This is a genomic window from Paenarthrobacter sp. NPDC089307, assembly GCF_040685055.1.
Taxonomy (GTDB): Bacteria; Actinomycetota; Actinomycetes; order Actinomycetales; family Micrococcaceae; genus Arthrobacter.
The window spans coordinates 392348-407719 of record NZ_JBFBHE010000005.1 but is presented as its reverse complement, the minus strand read 5'-3'; the positions used below and the strand labels follow the sequence as shown (position 1 = coordinate 407719).

General features: G+C 64.1%; 12 protein-coding genes. 1 reads left to right on the top strand and 11 read right to left on the bottom strand.

Going from position 1 to position 15372, the window contains the following annotated elements:
- Positions 1 to 80 precede the first annotated feature (80 nt).
- Positions 81 to 773: a fasciclin domain-containing protein gene (locus AB0N72_RS14720; RefSeq protein ID WP_363931108.1), complete on the top strand. Its 693-nt coding sequence runs from the start codon at positions 81 to 83 to the stop codon at positions 771 to 773.
- 73 nt (positions 774 to 846) lie between these two features.
- Here the strand turns inward: AB0N72_RS14720 and AB0N72_RS14715 are convergent, their stop codons facing one another.
- From AB0N72_RS14715 to purU, 11 genes are all read right to left on the bottom strand, one after another.
- The gene (locus AB0N72_RS14715; RefSeq protein WP_363931107.1) at positions 847 to 1023 is read right to left on the bottom strand and encodes a hypothetical protein; all 177 of its coding nucleotides are present in this window, start codon (positions 1021 to 1023) and stop codon (positions 847 to 849) included.
- Between the two features lie 33 nt (positions 1024 to 1056).
- The gene (locus tag AB0N72_RS14710) at positions 1057 to 3069 is read right to left on the bottom strand and encodes a BCCT family transporter (RefSeq protein ID WP_363931106.1); all 2013 of its coding nucleotides are present in this window, start codon (positions 3067 to 3069) and stop codon (positions 1057 to 1059) included.
- 277 nt (positions 3070 to 3346) lie between these two features.
- Positions 3347 to 4153, bottom strand: coding sequence for an IclR family transcriptional regulator (locus tag AB0N72_RS14705; RefSeq protein ID WP_363931105.1), 807 nt, complete (start codon positions 4151 to 4153; stop codon positions 3347 to 3349).
- A gap of 129 nt (positions 4154 to 4282) precedes the next feature.
- Positions 4283 to 5158: a formate dehydrogenase accessory sulfurtransferase FdhD gene (gene fdhD / locus AB0N72_RS14700; protein WP_363931104.1), complete on the bottom strand. Its 876-nt coding sequence runs from the start codon at positions 5156 to 5158 to the stop codon at positions 4283 to 4285.
- Positions 5146 to 6462 carry a molybdopterin molybdotransferase MoeA gene (locus AB0N72_RS14695; protein WP_363931103.1) on the bottom strand — a complete coding sequence of 439 codons (1317 nt, stop codon included), beginning with the start codon at positions 6460 to 6462 and terminating at the stop codon, positions 5146 to 5148. Before AB0N72_RS14695 ends, fdhD begins: the two co-directional genes overlap by 13 nt.
- Before the next feature lie 121 nt (positions 6463 to 6583).
- The gene (gene fdhA, locus AB0N72_RS14690; RefSeq protein ID WP_363931102.1) at positions 6584 to 7801 is read right to left on the bottom strand and encodes a formaldehyde dehydrogenase, glutathione-independent; all 1218 of its coding nucleotides are present in this window, start codon (positions 7799 to 7801) and stop codon (positions 6584 to 6586) included.
- Positions 7802 to 7943: 142 nt separating this feature from the next.
- The gene (locus tag AB0N72_RS14685) at positions 7944 to 10262 is read right to left on the bottom strand and encodes an FdhF/YdeP family oxidoreductase (RefSeq protein ID WP_363931101.1); all 2319 of its coding nucleotides are present in this window, start codon (positions 10260 to 10262) and stop codon (positions 7944 to 7946) included.
- A gap of 10 nt (positions 10263 to 10272) precedes the next feature.
- Positions 10273 to 11160 carry a bifunctional 5,10-methylenetetrahydrofolate dehydrogenase/5,10-methenyltetrahydrofolate cyclohydrolase gene (locus AB0N72_RS14680; RefSeq protein WP_363931100.1) on the bottom strand — a complete coding sequence of 296 codons (888 nt, stop codon included), beginning with the start codon at positions 11158 to 11160 and terminating at the stop codon, positions 10273 to 10275.
- Positions 11157 to 11783, bottom strand: coding sequence for a cyclodeaminase/cyclohydrolase family protein (locus AB0N72_RS14675; protein ID WP_363931099.1), 627 nt, complete (start codon positions 11781 to 11783; stop codon positions 11157 to 11159). The genes AB0N72_RS14680 and AB0N72_RS14675 overlap by 4 nt, the downstream gene beginning before the upstream one ends.
- A 10-nt stretch (positions 11784 to 11793) precedes the next feature.
- Positions 11794 to 14286: an FAD-dependent oxidoreductase gene (locus AB0N72_RS14670; RefSeq protein ID WP_363931098.1), complete on the bottom strand. Its 2493-nt coding sequence runs from the start codon at positions 14284 to 14286 to the stop codon at positions 11794 to 11796.
- A gap of 50 nt (positions 14287 to 14336) precedes the next feature.
- Positions 14337 to 15254 (bottom strand): formyltetrahydrofolate deformylase, encoded by a 918-nt coding sequence (gene purU, locus AB0N72_RS14665; protein ID WP_363931097.1) that lies wholly within the window; start codon positions 15252 to 15254, stop codon positions 14337 to 14339.
- Positions 15255 to 15372: the final 118 nt, after the last annotated feature.

Genomic DNA, 15372 nt, shown 5'->3' with positions numbered 1-15372 from the left:
TGTGAAAAAGCAGCACCTGCAGTCCGTGTCCCACCACCGAATGGATCCAACGCCCTGGTTCCAAAAACAAGGAGAATGACATGTTGTCCACAAAGCGCCCCGCCCTCGCCTTCGTTGGCCTCACTGCAGCCACCCTCCTCGGGCTCACTGCCTGTGGTGGATCCAGCACCTCAAGCACCCCTTCTTCCTCATCGCCGGCTCCGATGAGTTCCTCCGCGGCTCCGTCGTCGATGGCACCGTCGCCGTCGTCGTCGGCCATGGCAAGCACCGCCATGGACCCGGCCCGTGACCTCGTCGGTCCCGGCTGCGCCGGCTACGCCGCCCAGGTTCCCAACGGCGCAGGTTCCGTTGTGGGCATGGCCCAGGACCCCGTAGCCGTAGCGGCGTCCAACAACCCGCTCCTCAAGACCCTGACGGCCGCTGTTTCGGGAAAGCTCAACCCCAAGGTGGACCTGGTTTCCACCCTGAACGGCAGCGAGTTCACCGTTTTCGCACCGGTCGATGACGCTTTCGCCAAGATCGACCCCGCCACCATTGAGACGCTCAAGACGGACGATGCCCTGCTGAGCAAGATCCTCACCTACCACGTGGTTCCCGGCCAGCTGACCCCGGACAAGATCGTCGGAACGCACAAGACGGTACAGGGTGGCGAAGTAACTGTTGCCGGCACCAAGGACGCCCTCACGGTTGACGGCGCCAACGTGATCTGCGGCGGCGTCCACACCGCCAACGCCACCGTTTACCTGGTGGACTCGGTGCTGATGCCCAAGTAGGCCTTGGCCCACGACAGTACAAACAGCAAAGCAGGCGCCGGAAATCCGGCGCCTGCTTTGCTGTCAGTTTCGGCTAGCTGTTCAAATCGCTATCGACGTAGGAGCCCGGCCGGTTACGTGCCGAGCCGCACGGGCAATGGTCAACCTCGATCCGGACCGTCATGGGTTTGGATGCGTCCACGGTGAGGATCACGTCGTTGGACTGGCTGCTGAGCCGGAGGGTTCCTTCTGTGGTGGATACGTAGGACATGGGGGACCTAACTGTGTTGGGGGCAGCTATGGATTACTTGTCGTTGGAGCTCAGTGGAGGCTTGCCAACCAGCGGGATGGTGCCGGTAGCTGTTCCTCCGGAGCAATCGGACTCGGTGCATTTTTCGCCGCACTCGTGCTTGGTGACCAGATCGAACTGGACGCCGCCATGTTGCTCCACACCCGTACGGATGGCTCGCTCCACCACTGAGGTGGCCAGGCGCTTGTGCAGCGACAGGGGATCGCGCCTGAGGTCCTTGGTCAGGGCGAAACAGAGCAGCAGCATGACGATCACGAACGGCAGCGCCGCCACGATGGTGACTCTTTGCAACCCGGCCAAGGCCTCTGATGGTTCGTCACCACCTGCCAAAAGCATGACGGCGGCGACAGCACCGGTGAGGCTTCCCCAGAAGATGACGACGGCGCGCCGCGGGTGCTCTGCCCCGTTGGAGCTGAGCGAGCCCATGACGATGGAAGCCGCATCGGCACCGGTGATGAAGAAGATTGCCACGAGGACCATGGCGAGGACGATGACGGCTGCAGTGATCCAGCCGGGCATACCCAGGTTCTTGACCAGGTCGAAGAGTGCGCCGTCGAAGTTGACTGACGGTACGCCGTTGGTGGTGGTCACGAGGCCGGGGGTGCCGGCCTTGTCCGCGTCCTGCTGGACCTGGAAGGCGGCTCCACCGAAGATGCCGAACCAGATCACGCTGACAACGCTGGGCACCAGCAGTACGCCGGTGACGAACTGGCGGATGGTGCGGCCCCGGCTGATACGGGCAATGAACAGGCCGACGAAGGGCGTCCAGGAGATCCACCAGGCCCAGTAGAAGATGGTCCAGCTGGTCATCCAGCTACGCAACGCCTCGTCGCCCACGGCTTCAGTCCGGGACGACATTTCGGCGAGGTCGCGGGCGTAGTCGCCGATCGCCGAGGGGATCAGGTTGAGGATGAACAACGTGGGGCCGGCAACAAAGACGATGAGGGCAAGCACCACGGCCAGGACCATGTTGATGTTGGACAGCCACTGGATTCCGCGGCTGATGCCGGAAACGGCTGAGGCCACGAAGCAGAAGGTCAGGATGGCCACGATGACCACCAGCACAGGAGTGCCGACCTCACCCATCCAGCCGTTGGACGTCATGCCGCTGCCGATTTGCAGGGCACCGAGGCCCAGGGAAGCAGCGGTTCCGAACAGTGTGGCAAAGATGGCCAGGATGTTGATGAACTTTCCGACGGGCCCTTCGACCATCCTGATTCCGAACAGCGAAGTGAATGCCGCAGAGACCAGCTGCTTGCGACCCAGGCGGTAGGTGCCGTAGGCCATGGCGATACCCACCACTGCATACATAGCCCACGGGTGGAGCGTCCAGTGGAAGATCGAGGTGGCCATTGCAGTTTGGATGGCAGCCGGCGTGCGGCCGTCCACGGTGCCCGGCGGCGGCGAGATGTAGTGGTACAGCGGCTCTGCGACACCGTAGAACATGAGGCCGATGCCCATGCCCGCGGCGAACATCATTGCCACCCAGGAAACAGTACGGAATTCAGGCTTTTCGCCGTCCTTGCCCAGGGGGATGTTGCCGAATTTGCCCAAGGCGAGCCAAAGGACAAAAACCACGAACAACGAGGCGAGGACCATGAACAACCAACCGGTGTATTCCATGACCCAGTTCAGGGCGCCTTTGGACGTTTCCGAAAGGCTGTCGCGTCCGACAAAGCCCCAGACCACGAAGGCGACGGCGATGGCGCCCGTGATCCCGAAGGTAACTTTGTCGAGGGTAAGCTTCTGGTTCCGGCGGGCCGATACGGCCTGCTCGGTCCTGGCGTTGCGGAGTTCCACCAGGATCTGTTCGTATTCCTCAGAACCGGGGAGGGTCTCCGCACCTCCGTCCTCGTCGTTGAGGGCTGCGGGGTTCGTTGCATCGGGGGAGACGCTGATGACTTCTTCAGGAATCTCCACGTGGACGGGTGCTGTACTGCCTGCCGGACGTTCGTCGGCGGGTAAGTCCTCCGGTGTTAGAGGTTTTGTGTCACTATTTGTAGCCATGAGCGGGTCCTTTGCTCGGCGAGTCATGGTTTTTCGTTGATGCACGGCCTTGCGTGCGTTTTGGGGAAGGTAGGGAACGTTCCGCATGAATCAACAACATTCGCGCTAAGCAACAGAGTGCGCCCCGTCACACATCAAAGTCAAGGGTTTTTCCGTCTTTGACGGCATCTTGATATATCAATTGGCCTTGACGTAAGCCGTTGCCTATCATGAGGTCTGTTGCGCAGAGCGGTTCCCTGACTGCGCCGGAGAGGTGCTTGGAGACGCTTGGCAGGGCCTAGCGGTGCCTGTACCCCATCCGGGCGCTGATGGTCAGGCCAGCCTCACGCAGGCCATCGATGAGCCCCGGCTGGTCCTCGGGCGAGAAGCGGAAAGCCGGGCCGGAGATACTCACGGCGGCGATGACGTTCCCTGCATGGTTGTAGATGGGCACTGCGACCGCAGTCAGGCCGATTTCGAATTCTTCATGGACAGTGGCGTATCCGTTGCGGGCCACGTCCAGCAACTGCTTCTCCAACTCCCCGCGGTTGGTCACGGTCCGCGGAGTACGCGCCGGCAGGCCGACAGCCTTAAAGACCGAGGTTCGTTCGTCCGCGGTCAGGGCAGCGAGAAGCACCTTGCCGCTGGAGGTGGCGTGCAAGGGTGTCAGGCTGCCCACCCAGTCGTAGGTGGCCAGCGTTGAGGGCCCCATGGCCTGGTCCACGTTCACGGCATAGTTGGACCTCAGGACCGCAAGGTTAACCGTTTCCTTGTACTCATGCGCAAGAGCTTCCAGGACTTCCCGGGCCTCATGGACCACACTGAGCCGGCCCGGTATGGACGAAGCCAGGCGGAGGATGCCAAACCCCAACTGGTACTTGCCGCGTTCGCTGTTCTGCCGGACCAGGTCACGGCCAACCAGGGAGCCCACCAAACGGGACACGGTGGATTTGTGGACACCCATTTCCTCAGCGATCTCGCTCACCCCGGCATCGCCTTCCCGGGCGAGGATCTCCAGGATCTGGAGGGCGCGGTCCACCGACTGGACGCCTCCGCCCTGCGCGTCCGCGTCCTTGTCGAAGTCCTGGTTGTTGCGTGCGGCCATGCTGCCTCGTGTCGTTGTCCAGGCAGGCGGCCCGGGGCTTTCGTAGCCCGGAACGGCCTGCACCCTCGTCTTTCCTCATCCTAGACGGAGTTTTCCACGGACCCTTTCACATCACGGGGCTCACGACACTTATGCGCTGGCGGCCACCTCCTCAAGAGCGGCCCGTGAAGCGACCAGCCGTTCCCGTCCCGCGTAGACGTTCAAGCTGTGTCCCCGGCTGAAGCCCACCAACGTCAGGCCGGTCCCGGCAGCGAGATCCGCGGCCAGGCTGGAGGGCGCGCTGACCGCTGACAATATGGGGATCCCGGCCAGTGCCGCTTTCTGGACGAGTTCGAACGATGCCCTGCCGGAAACCTGCAGGACCAGGCCACTGAGGGGCAGCATGTCCTGCCGCAGTGCCCACCCCACCACCTTGTCCACGGCGTTGTGGCGGCCGACGTCCTCGCGCAGGCACAGGAGTTCCGGCTCGGAGCCATCTACCTTGAAGAGTCCGGCAGCATGGACCCCGCCGGTCCTGTCGAAGACGGCCTGGGCTTCGCGCAGGCGGTCGGGCAGTTCGGCCAGGAGATCGACGGGAACACGCAACCCGTCCAGGGACGTGTCGTAGTGGATGGTCTTGCGCACGGCGTCGATGGAGTCCGTGCCGCAGATGCCGCAGGAGCTGGATGTGTAGACGTGCCGCTTGGTGTCGGGCAAGGGAACGTCCGGGCGCAGCTGGGCGTCCACGACGTTGAAGGTCTGTACCCCGTCCTTCTCGCCGGAACAGAACCGCAGGGAGACCAGCTCCGATTGACTGCGGATGATGCCTTCGGACACCAGGAAGCCGGCCACGAGGTCAAAGTCATCCCCGGGAGTCCGCATGGTCACGGCAAAGGACGTACCGGCGATCCTGATTTCCAGGGGCTCCTCGGCAGCCAGGAGGTCCTCCTTGAAGCGCACGGGATGTTCAGCGTTTGCGTCCAGGTGGAAGCGGTGGATCTTCCGGCGCTGGGTCATCCGTGCCATGGGGTCTGCCTTCCTGGCGGGTTGGTGGAGTGGCTCGCGGAACCAGACGGTGTTGTCCACGGCAAGGGCAGCACCGGAACAGGCTCGCCCGCCGCCGCACCTTCGGGAGGGATGGCCATGTAGCCATCGGCCCAGGCAAGCCCGCGCATCATCCCGGGACCCGTGTGCGCGGCAGGAAACACCAGCCCGTGGACGATGCTGCAGGGTATGAGGCGTGTTTTTCCGGCGGCAGGCTCCAGGTCTGCGCCGGAGAGCATGGGCGTAGGCTCTTGGAGGGGCCGGTTGCCCAGCGCGGCAAGCAGCGGTTCGCCCAGCGTCATGAGGGCCAGCATGGCGGCCAGGGGATTACCCGGCAGCCCAACGATGAAGTGGCCGTCCGGGAGGATGGCCAACACGGCAGGATGGCCTGGACGCATGGCAACCCCGTCCAGCAGGAGCCGTCCACCGAGCGCGGCAACGGCGGCACGGAAGTGGTCTGTTCCCGACTTGCCGGTTCCGCCGGTGGTTATCGTCACCTCGGGCCGTTGACCGCCGTCGAAACCTGCCCCACCGCCGTCGAAACCTACCCCACCCAGCGCCGCCAGCCACTCTTCATCCGAGTCGCCGATCCGCAATTGCCCAACGGGCACCCCACCCAGTTGCGGGATGACTGCAGCAAGCTGCGGCCCGAAAGCGTCACGTACCTGTCCGGGTGCCGGCTCGCCTGAGGTGACAACTTCGGAGCCTGTCATCACCACGGCGACCCTCGGCTTGCGCTGCACCAGCAGCTGATCGTGTCCGGCCACAGCGGCGAGGGCAAGGTGGGCGGGATTGAGCAGTGTCCCGGCGGGGATGAGGATGTCGCCGGCGGTGGCTTCTTCACCGGCCGGGCGGATGTGCCGGCCAGGGAGTGCCTCGTTCGCTTTCGCGCCACGGCCGAGTGAGAGAATGCCGTCTCCGGATACGTCGCCACTTTCCTTGCGGAGCACGCCCGTGGCGCCCGTGGGAACCAGGCCCCCGGTGGCGATGACGCTGGCTTCACCGGACAAAAGGCAGCGACCGGACGCAACGATGGTACCGGACGCAACTATGGTCCATGGGCCCTCGCCGTTGATGGCCCAGCCATCCATGGCTGAGGACGCATAGTGGGGAAGGTCCTGGCGGGCGACGACATCGTGGGCCAGGGTGAAGCCGACTGCTGTCCCCAGGCTGGCGTGCGACGACGGCAGCGGGGCGGCACAGCCGTAGGCCAGCTGCCGTGCTTCTGCCCACGTGGTGGCATGATGCCGCTGGAGGCTGGCTGGTGACTCCTCTTGAGCAAGCATGGTCTTCCGTTTCCCGGGGTGGTGCCCGTGGTGTGGCACAGGCACCGGGGCTGCACGGCCTTCCCGTAATTGCTGCCGCGCAGCCCCGGTAACTGTTGGGTGCGTACTTGCGCCCGGCGTACTAGTTTTTCACGTAGCCGTTGGGGTTCAGTACGAACTTCGTGGCCGCTCCGGCGTCGAATTCGGCGTAGCCGCGTGGTGCGTCTTCGAGCGGGATGGCCGTGGCGTTGACTGCCTTGGCGATCTGGACCTTGTCGTGGAGGATGGCCATCATCAGCTGGCGGTTGTACTTCATCACGGGGCACTGGCCGGTGGTGAAGGACAGGGACTTGGCCCAACCGGTGCCCAGGGAGAGCGAGAGCGAACCGTGCTTGGCGGCCTCGTCGATTCCGCCCGGATCACCGGTGACGTACAGCCCCGGGATGCCCAGGGCGCCGCCGGCGGCGGTGATGTCCATCAGTGAATTCAGGACTGTGGCCGGTGCCTCGTGGGAGGCATCCTTGCCGTGTCCGCGGGCTTCGAAGCCCACGGCGTCAACGCCGCAGTCCACTTCGGGAACGCCCAGGATCTGCTCTATCTGGTCCTTGGGGTCGCCCTGCGAGACGTTCACGGTTTCGCAGCCGAAGGAGCGCGCCTGGGCCAGGCGGTCTTCGTTCATGTCGCCCACAATTACGACGGCGGCCCCCAGTAGTTGGGCGCCGACGGCGGCAGCGATACCCACGGGTCCGGCTCCGGCAACGTACACCGTGGAGCCGACGCCTACGCCTGCCGTAACGGCGCCGTGGAAGCCGGTGGGGAAAATATCCGAGAGCATGGTCAGGTCCATGATCTTCTCCAGGGCCTGGTCGCGGTCCGGGAAGCGCAGCAGGTTCCAGTCCGCATACGGGACCAGGACGTACTCGGCCTGTCCGCCGACCCAGCCTCCCATGTCCACGTAGCCGTAGGCGCTGCCGGGGCGGTCGGGGTTGACGTTGAGGCAGATGCCGGTCTTCTGTTCCTTGCAGTTCCGGCAGCGGCCACAGGAGATGTTGAACGGAACGGAGACGATGTCGCCTACCTTGATGAATTCGACGTCGGGCCCCACCTCCACCACTTCGCCGGTGATTTCGTGGCCGAGGACCAGGTTCTGCGGTGCTGTGGTGCGGCCACGGACCATGTGCTGGTCCGAACCGCAGATATTGGTGGTCACTGTCCGCAGGATGGCACCATGCGGGACCTTCCTGCCGACGTTGGCCGGGTTGACGCCCGGTCCGTCCTTGAGCTCAAACGTTGGGTAGTCGGTGTCGATGATTTCGACGACACCGGGTTCCTTGTAGGCGACTGCTCTGTTTCCTGACATGGTTACTCCCTGTTCCTTGCTGTTGCTGAAAATGCTGCCCAATGATCCGAAAGCGGTGCTTCGATGAGGAAATACCTCCCCAGGTTTCAGGCACCGAAGCACCAATTACGGACCACCGGACGGGTGGAAATCTGTTGTGTGTCTAGGCCCTTTCCAGCCGGATGATCACGGATTTTGATGTTGGTGTTCCGCTGGTGTCTGCCACCGAATCCAGCGGCACCAGGACGTTGGTCTCGGGGTAGTACGCGGCTGCGCAACCCTTCGGCGTCGAATACGACACGATGCGGAAGTTCTCGGCCCGGCGGTCGATCCCCTGGAACTCGGAGATGAGGTGGACCATGTCGCCGTCGGCAAAACCTAGTTCGGTGATATCCCGGGCGTTGATGAGAACCACGCGCCGGCCACCGTGGATGCCGCGGTACCGGTCGTCCTTGCCGTAAATGGTGGTGTTGTACTGGTCGTGGGAGCGCAGGGTCTGCAGGACCAGCTTGCCCGGTGGGACCTTGATGAACTCCAGTTCATTGCCCGTGAAGTGCGCCTTCCCGGAAGCGGTGTCGAACTTCCTGGCGTCGCGGGGCGGATGCGGCAGCACGAAGCCGCCGGGGTGCTGGATCCGGGCTTCGAAGTCTTCGAAACCGTCAAAGACCGCCTCAATGTGCTTCCTGATGAGGGTGTAGTCGTCCCGCATTTCCAGCCAGGAGGCCTTGGGCGTGTTCGGCAGGCGGTGGTGGCCGTCGGTGAAAAGCCTGTCGGCGAGGTTGCAGACAATCGCTACCTCGGAGTGCAGGTGATCGCTGGCAGGTTTGAGCCGGCCCCGTGAGGCGTGGACGGCGCTCATGGAATCTTCCACCGTGACGCGTTGGTCACCTGTGCGCTGGGTGTCCTTCTCGGTCCGGCCCAAGGTGGGCAGAATCAAGGCCCGCTTGCCTGTGGACAGGTGGGAGTGGTTCAGCTTGGTGGAGATCTGCACGGTCAACCGGGTATTGGCCAGGGCTTGCTCAGTGACCTCCGAGTCGGGGGCCGCCCGGACGAAGTTACCGCCCATCCCCATGAAGAACCGGACCTTCCCGTCCCGCATGGCACGGATGGCTGCCACGGTGTCAAAGCCGTGGTCCCTGGGCGAGCGGAACTCGAATTCCTGGTCCAGACGGTCATGGAATGTCTCCGGCATCTTTTCAAAAATGCCCATGGTGCGGTCGCCCTGGACGTTCGAGTGGCCGCGGACAGGGCACACCCCGGCGCCGGGCTTGCCAATATTTCCTTGAAGCAGCAGCACGTTCACCACGTCCCGCAGGGTGGGCACCGAGTGCTTGTGCTGCGTGAGGCCCATGGCCCAGCACACAATCGTGGCGTTGGAGGCGAGCAGCCGTTCGCCTGTGGCGTGGAGCTGCTCCAGGGTCAGGCCCGTGGCTTCAACGATGTCGGCCCACTCCACCTTTTCCAGGAACCGGAGATAGTCGTCGATGCCCACGGTGTGGTCGTTGATGAACGCGTGGTCCAGGACGGTGTCCAGGCCCGGCGTGGACCGTCCGGCAGCTTCGGCTTCCAGGAGGTACTTGCCCAGGCCTTGGAAGAGGGCTTGGTCGCCACCGGCCCGGATCTGCAGGAAGTCGTCGGTCAGCTGGGTGCCCACCACCATTCCGGCCACGTGCTGGGGGTTTTCGAAGTGCAGGAGGCCGGCCTCGGGCAGGGGATTCACGGACACAATGACGGCGCCGTTCTTCTTTGCCTTCTCCAAAGCGCTGAGCATGCGGGGGTGGTTGGTTCCCGGGTTCTGCCCTGCGACGAAGATCAACGACGCCGTTTCCAGGTCGGTCAGGCTGACGGAGCCTTTGCCGATGCCGATGGTTTCCACCAGGGCAGAGCCGGAGGACTCGTGGCACATGTTGGAACAGTCGGGCAGGTTGTTCGTCCCGAGGCCGCGGACCAGGAGCTGGTACACGAATGCGGCCTCGTTGGACGTCCGTCCCGAGGTGTAGAACACTGCCTGGTCCGGGTGCTCCAGCTCCCTCAGTTCCTGGGCCATGAGCTCGTAGGCGTCATCCCATTCGATCGGTGTGTAGTGGGTGGCGCCCTCCTCCAACACCATGGGATGGGTCAAGCGGCCCTGCTGGCCCAGCCAGTAGTCGTCGCGGGTCTTCAGTTCCTCCACGGAGTACTTGGCGAAGAATTCCGGCGTGACACGGCGCCGGGTGGCTTCCTCGGCCACGGCCTTGGCGCCGTTCTCGCAGAACTCCGCTGCATTGCGCTTTTCATGCTCGGGCCAGGCGCAGCCCATGCAGTCGAACCCGTCCAACTGGTTCACAGCCAGCAGGGTCTGGACGCTGCGCACCGGACCCATTTGTTCCAAGGAGATCTTCAGCGCGTTGGCAACGGCAGGGATGCCGACGGCTTTGGTCTTGGGTTTGGTGACGGTCAGCTTCGACTCATCGATGTTCCCGTCGGGGGCTTTCGTAGCCATGCGGTTCCCTTCAGATCCGGGCAGCGGACGTGGCGGCGGCCAGCTGGACAGGTTCCTGCTGCCTCGCGGCCTGAACTGTGTGGAGGAGCAACAGCGCCGTGGTGACAGAACCAACGCCACCGGGCACCGGCGTCAACCCCGCGGCAACACCGGTGACACTGGCTTCGTCAACGTCCCCTACCAGCGAGCCATCGGGCAGGACGTTGGTTCCGACGTCGACCACTACCGTCTCCGGCGAGATGTGGCTGCCCTTCAGCAGGCCGGTCCGGCCGGCGGCAACAACCACGACGTCGGCCGGCTGGGTATAGCGCTCCAGCGGCCCTGACTTGGAATGGCAGATGGTAACGGTCGCGTCCCGCTCCAGGAGCAGCAGCGCCAGCGGCTTGCCCACCACCGCAGAACGCCCGACGACGGCCACGTTCCGTCCCGCGACCGGCACCTGGAAATGGTCCAGGAGTTCCACCACAGCCTGCGCGGTGGCAGGGGCGAAGGCCGGCTGGCCGACAGCCAAGCGGCCCAGACTGAGGGGATTGGCGCCGTCGATGTCCTTTTCCGGGGCGATGAGGCTGACCAGGGAATCGGCCTTCACGCCCACAGGCAGCGGCGTTTGCAGGATGATTCCGTTGACCGACGGTTCGGCGCTGAGGTCGCGCAGGACGCTGGCCAGGACCTGTTCGGTGGCCTCCGGCCCCAGATCGATGATCCGGCATCCGATGCCCAGGCGTTCAGCCGCGCGTTCGATGGACCTGACGTACCAGAGCGTCGACTCGTCGTCCGTGGCGACAACCACGGCCAGCACGGGATGACGCCCGCTGTTTTCCAGGAGGCGGCTTTGTTCCCGGGCCTGTTGCTGGATGTGTGCCGCCAGTTGCTTGCCTGAAAGCACTTGGGTGTTCACGAGAGGATCCTTTCGCGGACGCGCTTGACCAGGGCATCGGCTGCGAGGACCACCTTGTCTTCAAGTCCGTCCGTCTGCCCGGCCAGTTCGGCGCGGGCGGCGGGGTCCTTGATGGCCACCACGTTGATGTCGATGTTGACGCGGGCTGTTGTGGCAGCAGCGCGGGCCGCATCTGCTGCTGCGGCCACATCGCTGATGACGTTGGGGTTTGCCGCTTCCAGTAGGTCCGTGGCGAGGCCAACCACCTCACCGGCAACCCTGATGAGCTGCGCGGGGGTGTTGGCGGCCTGGACCAGTGCGTCCTGGATGGCTGCTGCTCGGGCCCTTTTGAGTTCGTCCGTGTCGGTGGGGAGCTTGTAGGAGTCGATGACGGCCTGGAAGGCATGCTCATCGGCATCTGCAAGGCGCAGCGCCTCCGCGATCAGGTGGTCGGCCGCGCTGGTGACCCGGGCAACGAGCGCAGCATGCTGCTCGAACTTGGCGCCGGTGGTGTACCTGGCCACCATGGCAACCAACGCTGCCCCTTGTGCAGCATGCAGCGCCGCCGCCGCCCCGCCGCCCGGTGTGGGCTGGCGGGAGGCAAGCCTGGCGAGGTAGTCATTGATGGTTTCTGAGCTGATCATGGTTCGGGTACTAGCCGCGGAGCCGGCTCATGGTGGGGTCGTACAGCGGATCCTCGGTGACGGTCGCCTGGATGCGGCGGCCGAAGTACTCGATTTCCACGGAGTCACCCAGTGAGACAGCCGCCGGCAGGTAGGCGTAGGCGATCGGCTTGCGGACCGTGTAGCCGTACGCGGCGCTCGTGACGTAACCCACCGCCTGGTCCTTGTAGAACACCGGTTCCTTGCCCAGCACGAGGCTCCTGCCGTCGTCGACCGTCAAGCAGCGCAAGCGGCGTGCGGAGCTTTCCTCGCCGCGTCCTTCAAGGGCTGCCTTGCCAACGAAGTTTTCCTTGGTCATCTTGACGGCGAAAGCGAGGCCGGCTTCGTAGGGATCGTGCTCGGTGGTCATGTCGGTGCCCCAGGAGCGGTAGCCCTTCTCCAGGCGCAGCGAGCTGAAGGCGGCACGGCCTGCGGCGATGACACCGAACGGCTGGCCGGCCTTCCACAGTGCATCCCAGAGGCGCTGGCCGTTGTCTGCACTGGTGTACAGCTCCCAGCCGAGTTCACCCACGTAAGACAGGCGCATTGCGGTGACGGTGACGCCGCCGATGGTGACCTTCTTGGACCGGAAGTACTTCAGGCCGTCGTTGGAGAAGTCATCGCTGCTGACGGTGCTGATGAGGTCGCGGGCAAGGGGACCCCAGAGACCGATGCAGCACGTGCCGCCGGTGGTATCGCGGACCTGGACCCAGTCGCTGGCGCTTCCGTTCGCCGTCTGGTGGCGGGCTGCGCGCTCGAAGTAGGCGGTATCGATGTTGCCGTTGGCGCCCAGCTGGAAAGTCTCCTCATCCAGGCGGGCAACCGTGATGTCGCTTCGGATCCCACCGGCTTCGTCCAGGAGCAGGGTGTAGGTGACGGCGCCGGGCTTCTTGGCGAGGTCGCCAGTGGTGAGTTCCTGCAGGAGCTTCAGTGCGCCGGGACCGGACACTTCCAGGCGCTTGAGCGGCGTCATGTCGTACATGGCAACCGCGGTGCGGGTCTTCCACGCCTCGGCTGCGGCAATGGGGGAGCTGAACATCCCGGACCAGGCATCGCGTGCCGGCGGCTGCCATTCGTCCGGCATTTCCTTGAGGAGTTCGGCGTTGGCCTCGAACCAGTAGGGGCGTTCCCAGCCGGCACCTTCCAGGAAGTAGCCGCCCAGCTGCTTGTGGCGGGCGTGGAAGGGGCTGACGCGCAGGTTGCGCGGCGAGAGCTTGGGCTGGAGCGGGTGCAGGACGTCGTAGATTTCCACGAAGTTCTGCTGGGAGGTCTCACTGACGTATTCGGGGGTCAGCTGGACCTCTTCGAAACGGTGGATATCGCAGTCACCCAGGTCGATTTTCGACTTGCCGTCCACCAGGAGCTCCGCCACGGCACGGGCAATGCCGGCGGAGTGGGTGACCCACACGGCCTCGGCAACGAAGAAGCCGTCCACTTCCTTGGACTCGCCCACCAGGGAGCCGCCGTCGGGAGTGAAGGAGAAGATGCCGTTGAAGCCATCCTCGATTTCGCTTTCGCGCAGGGCCGGCAGGATCTGCTTGGTTGCTTCCCAGGCAGGAAGGAAGTCTTCCAGGGTGAAGTCCAGGCGGGAGGGCATGTTGTGTTCGCTGATGCTGCTGGGCTCGTAGCTGCCCAGTTCGTCCAGGTCCACGGGCATGGGGCGGTGCGCGTAGGAGCCGATGCCGTAGCGCTCGCCGTGCTCGCGGTAGTAAAGGTCCTGGTCCTGGTGGCGCAGGATGGGAAGCTGGGCACCGTTGGGGAGCTCGTTCTTGCCCTTTTGCGCGGGGACCGGCGTGGTCTTGACGTACTGGTGGGCCAGGGGGAGGAGCGGCACGGACATTCCGATGAGCTCGCCCACCTTGGCGCCCCAGAAGCCGGCGCAGGAAACCACAATGTCCGCGGGGATTACGCCGTCGGCGGTCTCGACGCCGGTCACGCGGCGGTTTGATTGTTCGATCCCGGTCACCTCGGTGTTGCCGATGTACTTTACGCCGGCGGCTTCAGTGCGCTTGATGAGCAACTGGACTGCGCGGGCAGCCAGGGCCAGGCCGTCGGTAGGTACGTGGAGGCCGCCGAGGATGTCTTCTTCGTTGATGAGCGGGTACAGCGCCTTGCACTCTTCGCGGGAGAGGATCTTGCCGTCGATGCCCCACGCCTGCGCATAACCGAGCTTGCGCTTGAGGTCCGCCAGGCGGGTTTCCGTGGTGGCAACTTCAAGGCCGCCAACCTGGTTGAAGCAGCTCTGGCCGTCCTCTTCCAGGGACAGCAGCTTCTCCACCGTGTACTTGGCGAAAAGGGCCATGGACTTGGAGGGGTTGGTCTGGAACACCAGTCCCGGTGCGTGCGAGGTGGAACCACCAGGCATGTTCAGGGGTCCCTGGTCCAGGACCGTGATGTTGTTCCAACCACGGGTGACGAGTTCGTCGGCGAGGTTGGTGCCGACGATCCCGGCTCCGATGATGACAATGCGAGGCGTGGTTGCCATGAAAGATTCTCCTGCAGAAATTCGTGTGGGGGCGGGCTGGGGCTGGCTGGTCAGCGGAAGACGACCGTGCTGGTCTGGTCCAGAAGGACGCGGTGTTCGCAGTGCCAGCGGACGGCGCGGGAAAGCGCCAGGGCTTCGGCATCCTGGCCCACGGTGGACAGCGCATTGGGGCCGTAGCTGTGGTCCACGCGGATGACCTCCTGCTCGATGATCGGTCCCTCGTCCAGGTCCGCGGTGACGTAGTGGGCTGTTGCGCCTACCTGCTTCACGCCGCGGTCATAGGCCTGGTGGTAGGGGCGTGCGCCCTTGAAGCCGGGAAGGAAGGAATGGTGGATGTTGATCGCACGTCCTTCCAGCTTGCGGCAAAGATCGTTGGAAAGCACCTGCATGTAGCGGGCCAGGACCACCAGGTCTGCCTGGTATTCGTCCACAATGTCCAGGAGCTTCTGCTCCGCCTCGGCCTTGGTGTCGGGGGTCACCGGGATGTGGATGAAGGGCAGGCCCGCTGCCTCGGCCATGGCGCGGTGGGTCTCGTGGTTGGAGACAACTGCCACGAGCTCGCCGCCCAGGCTGCCTCCGCGCCAGCGGAAGATGAGGTCGTTGAGGCAGTGGCCAAACTTGGAGACCATTACCAGTACTCGTTGCTTGGTTTCGTCATGGAAGCTGAACTTCATGTCGAAGCGGTCCGCGATGGAGCGGAACTCGTCCTCAAGCTGCTGCGGCGTGTAGCTCCGGGCGCCGGAGAACGCTGTGCGCAGGTGAAGCGTCTGGCGCAGGCTGTCGTCAAACTGCTGGTGTTCTTCGATGTTGAAGCCGCGCTCGAAGAGGAAAGTGGTGACGGCGTGCACGATGCCCGGCTGTTCGACGCACGACAGTGTGAGTACGAACTTCTGCGTCTGCTCGTCCTTGAGCTGGCCGCGTTCTGCCGGAAGGGTGCTGAGGTGTGAGTCTGAAGCCACGAGGGTCATGGGTCCTCCTTGGGGGTTTGCCTAGATATATTCCTGAAATACGAACTGATATATTAGGATTGGAAATCAGCGTATACTGGTGTCCGGAACAGGTCAATAGTTTTCCCGGTTTTGAAGA

Bases quoted from the DNA above. Each gene is read 5' to 3' on its own strand.
- AB0N72_RS14720 (WP_363931108.1), top strand. From the start codon at position 81: ATGTTGTCCACAAAGCGCCCCGCCCTCGCCTTCGTTGGCCTCACTGCA.
- AB0N72_RS14715 (WP_363931107.1), bottom strand. From the start codon at position 1,023: ATGTCCTACGTATCCACCACAGAAGGAACCCTCCGGCTCAGCAGCCAG.
- AB0N72_RS14710 (WP_363931106.1), bottom strand. From the start codon at position 3,069: ATGGCTACAAATAGTGACACAAAACCTCTAACACCGGAGGACTTACCC.
- AB0N72_RS14705 (WP_363931105.1), bottom strand. From the start codon at position 4,153: ATGGCCGCACGCAACAACCAGGACTTCGACAAGGACGCGGACGCGCAG.
- fdhD (WP_363931104.1), bottom strand. From the start codon at position 5,158: ATGGCACGGATGACCCAGCGCCGGAAGATCCACCGCTTCCACCTGGAC.
- AB0N72_RS14695 (WP_363931103.1), bottom strand. From the start codon at position 6,462: ATGCTTGCTCAAGAGGAGTCACCAGCCAGCCTCCAGCGGCATCATGCC.
- fdhA (WP_363931102.1), bottom strand. From the start codon at position 7,801: ATGTCAGGAAACAGAGCAGTCGCCTACAAGGAACCCGGTGTCGTCGAA.
- AB0N72_RS14685 (WP_363931101.1), bottom strand. From the start codon at position 10,262: ATGGCTACGAAAGCCCCCGACGGGAACATCGATGAGTCGAAGCTGACC.
- AB0N72_RS14675 (WP_363931099.1), bottom strand. From the start codon at position 11,783: ATGATCAGCTCAGAAACCATCAATGACTACCTCGCCAGGCTTGCCTCC.
- AB0N72_RS14670 (WP_363931098.1), bottom strand. From the start codon at position 14,286: ATGGCAACCACGCCTCGCATTGTCATCATCGGAGCCGGGATCGTCGGC.
- purU (WP_363931097.1), bottom strand. From the start codon at position 15,254: ATGACCCTCGTGGCTTCAGACTCACACCTCAGCACCCTTCCGGCAGAA.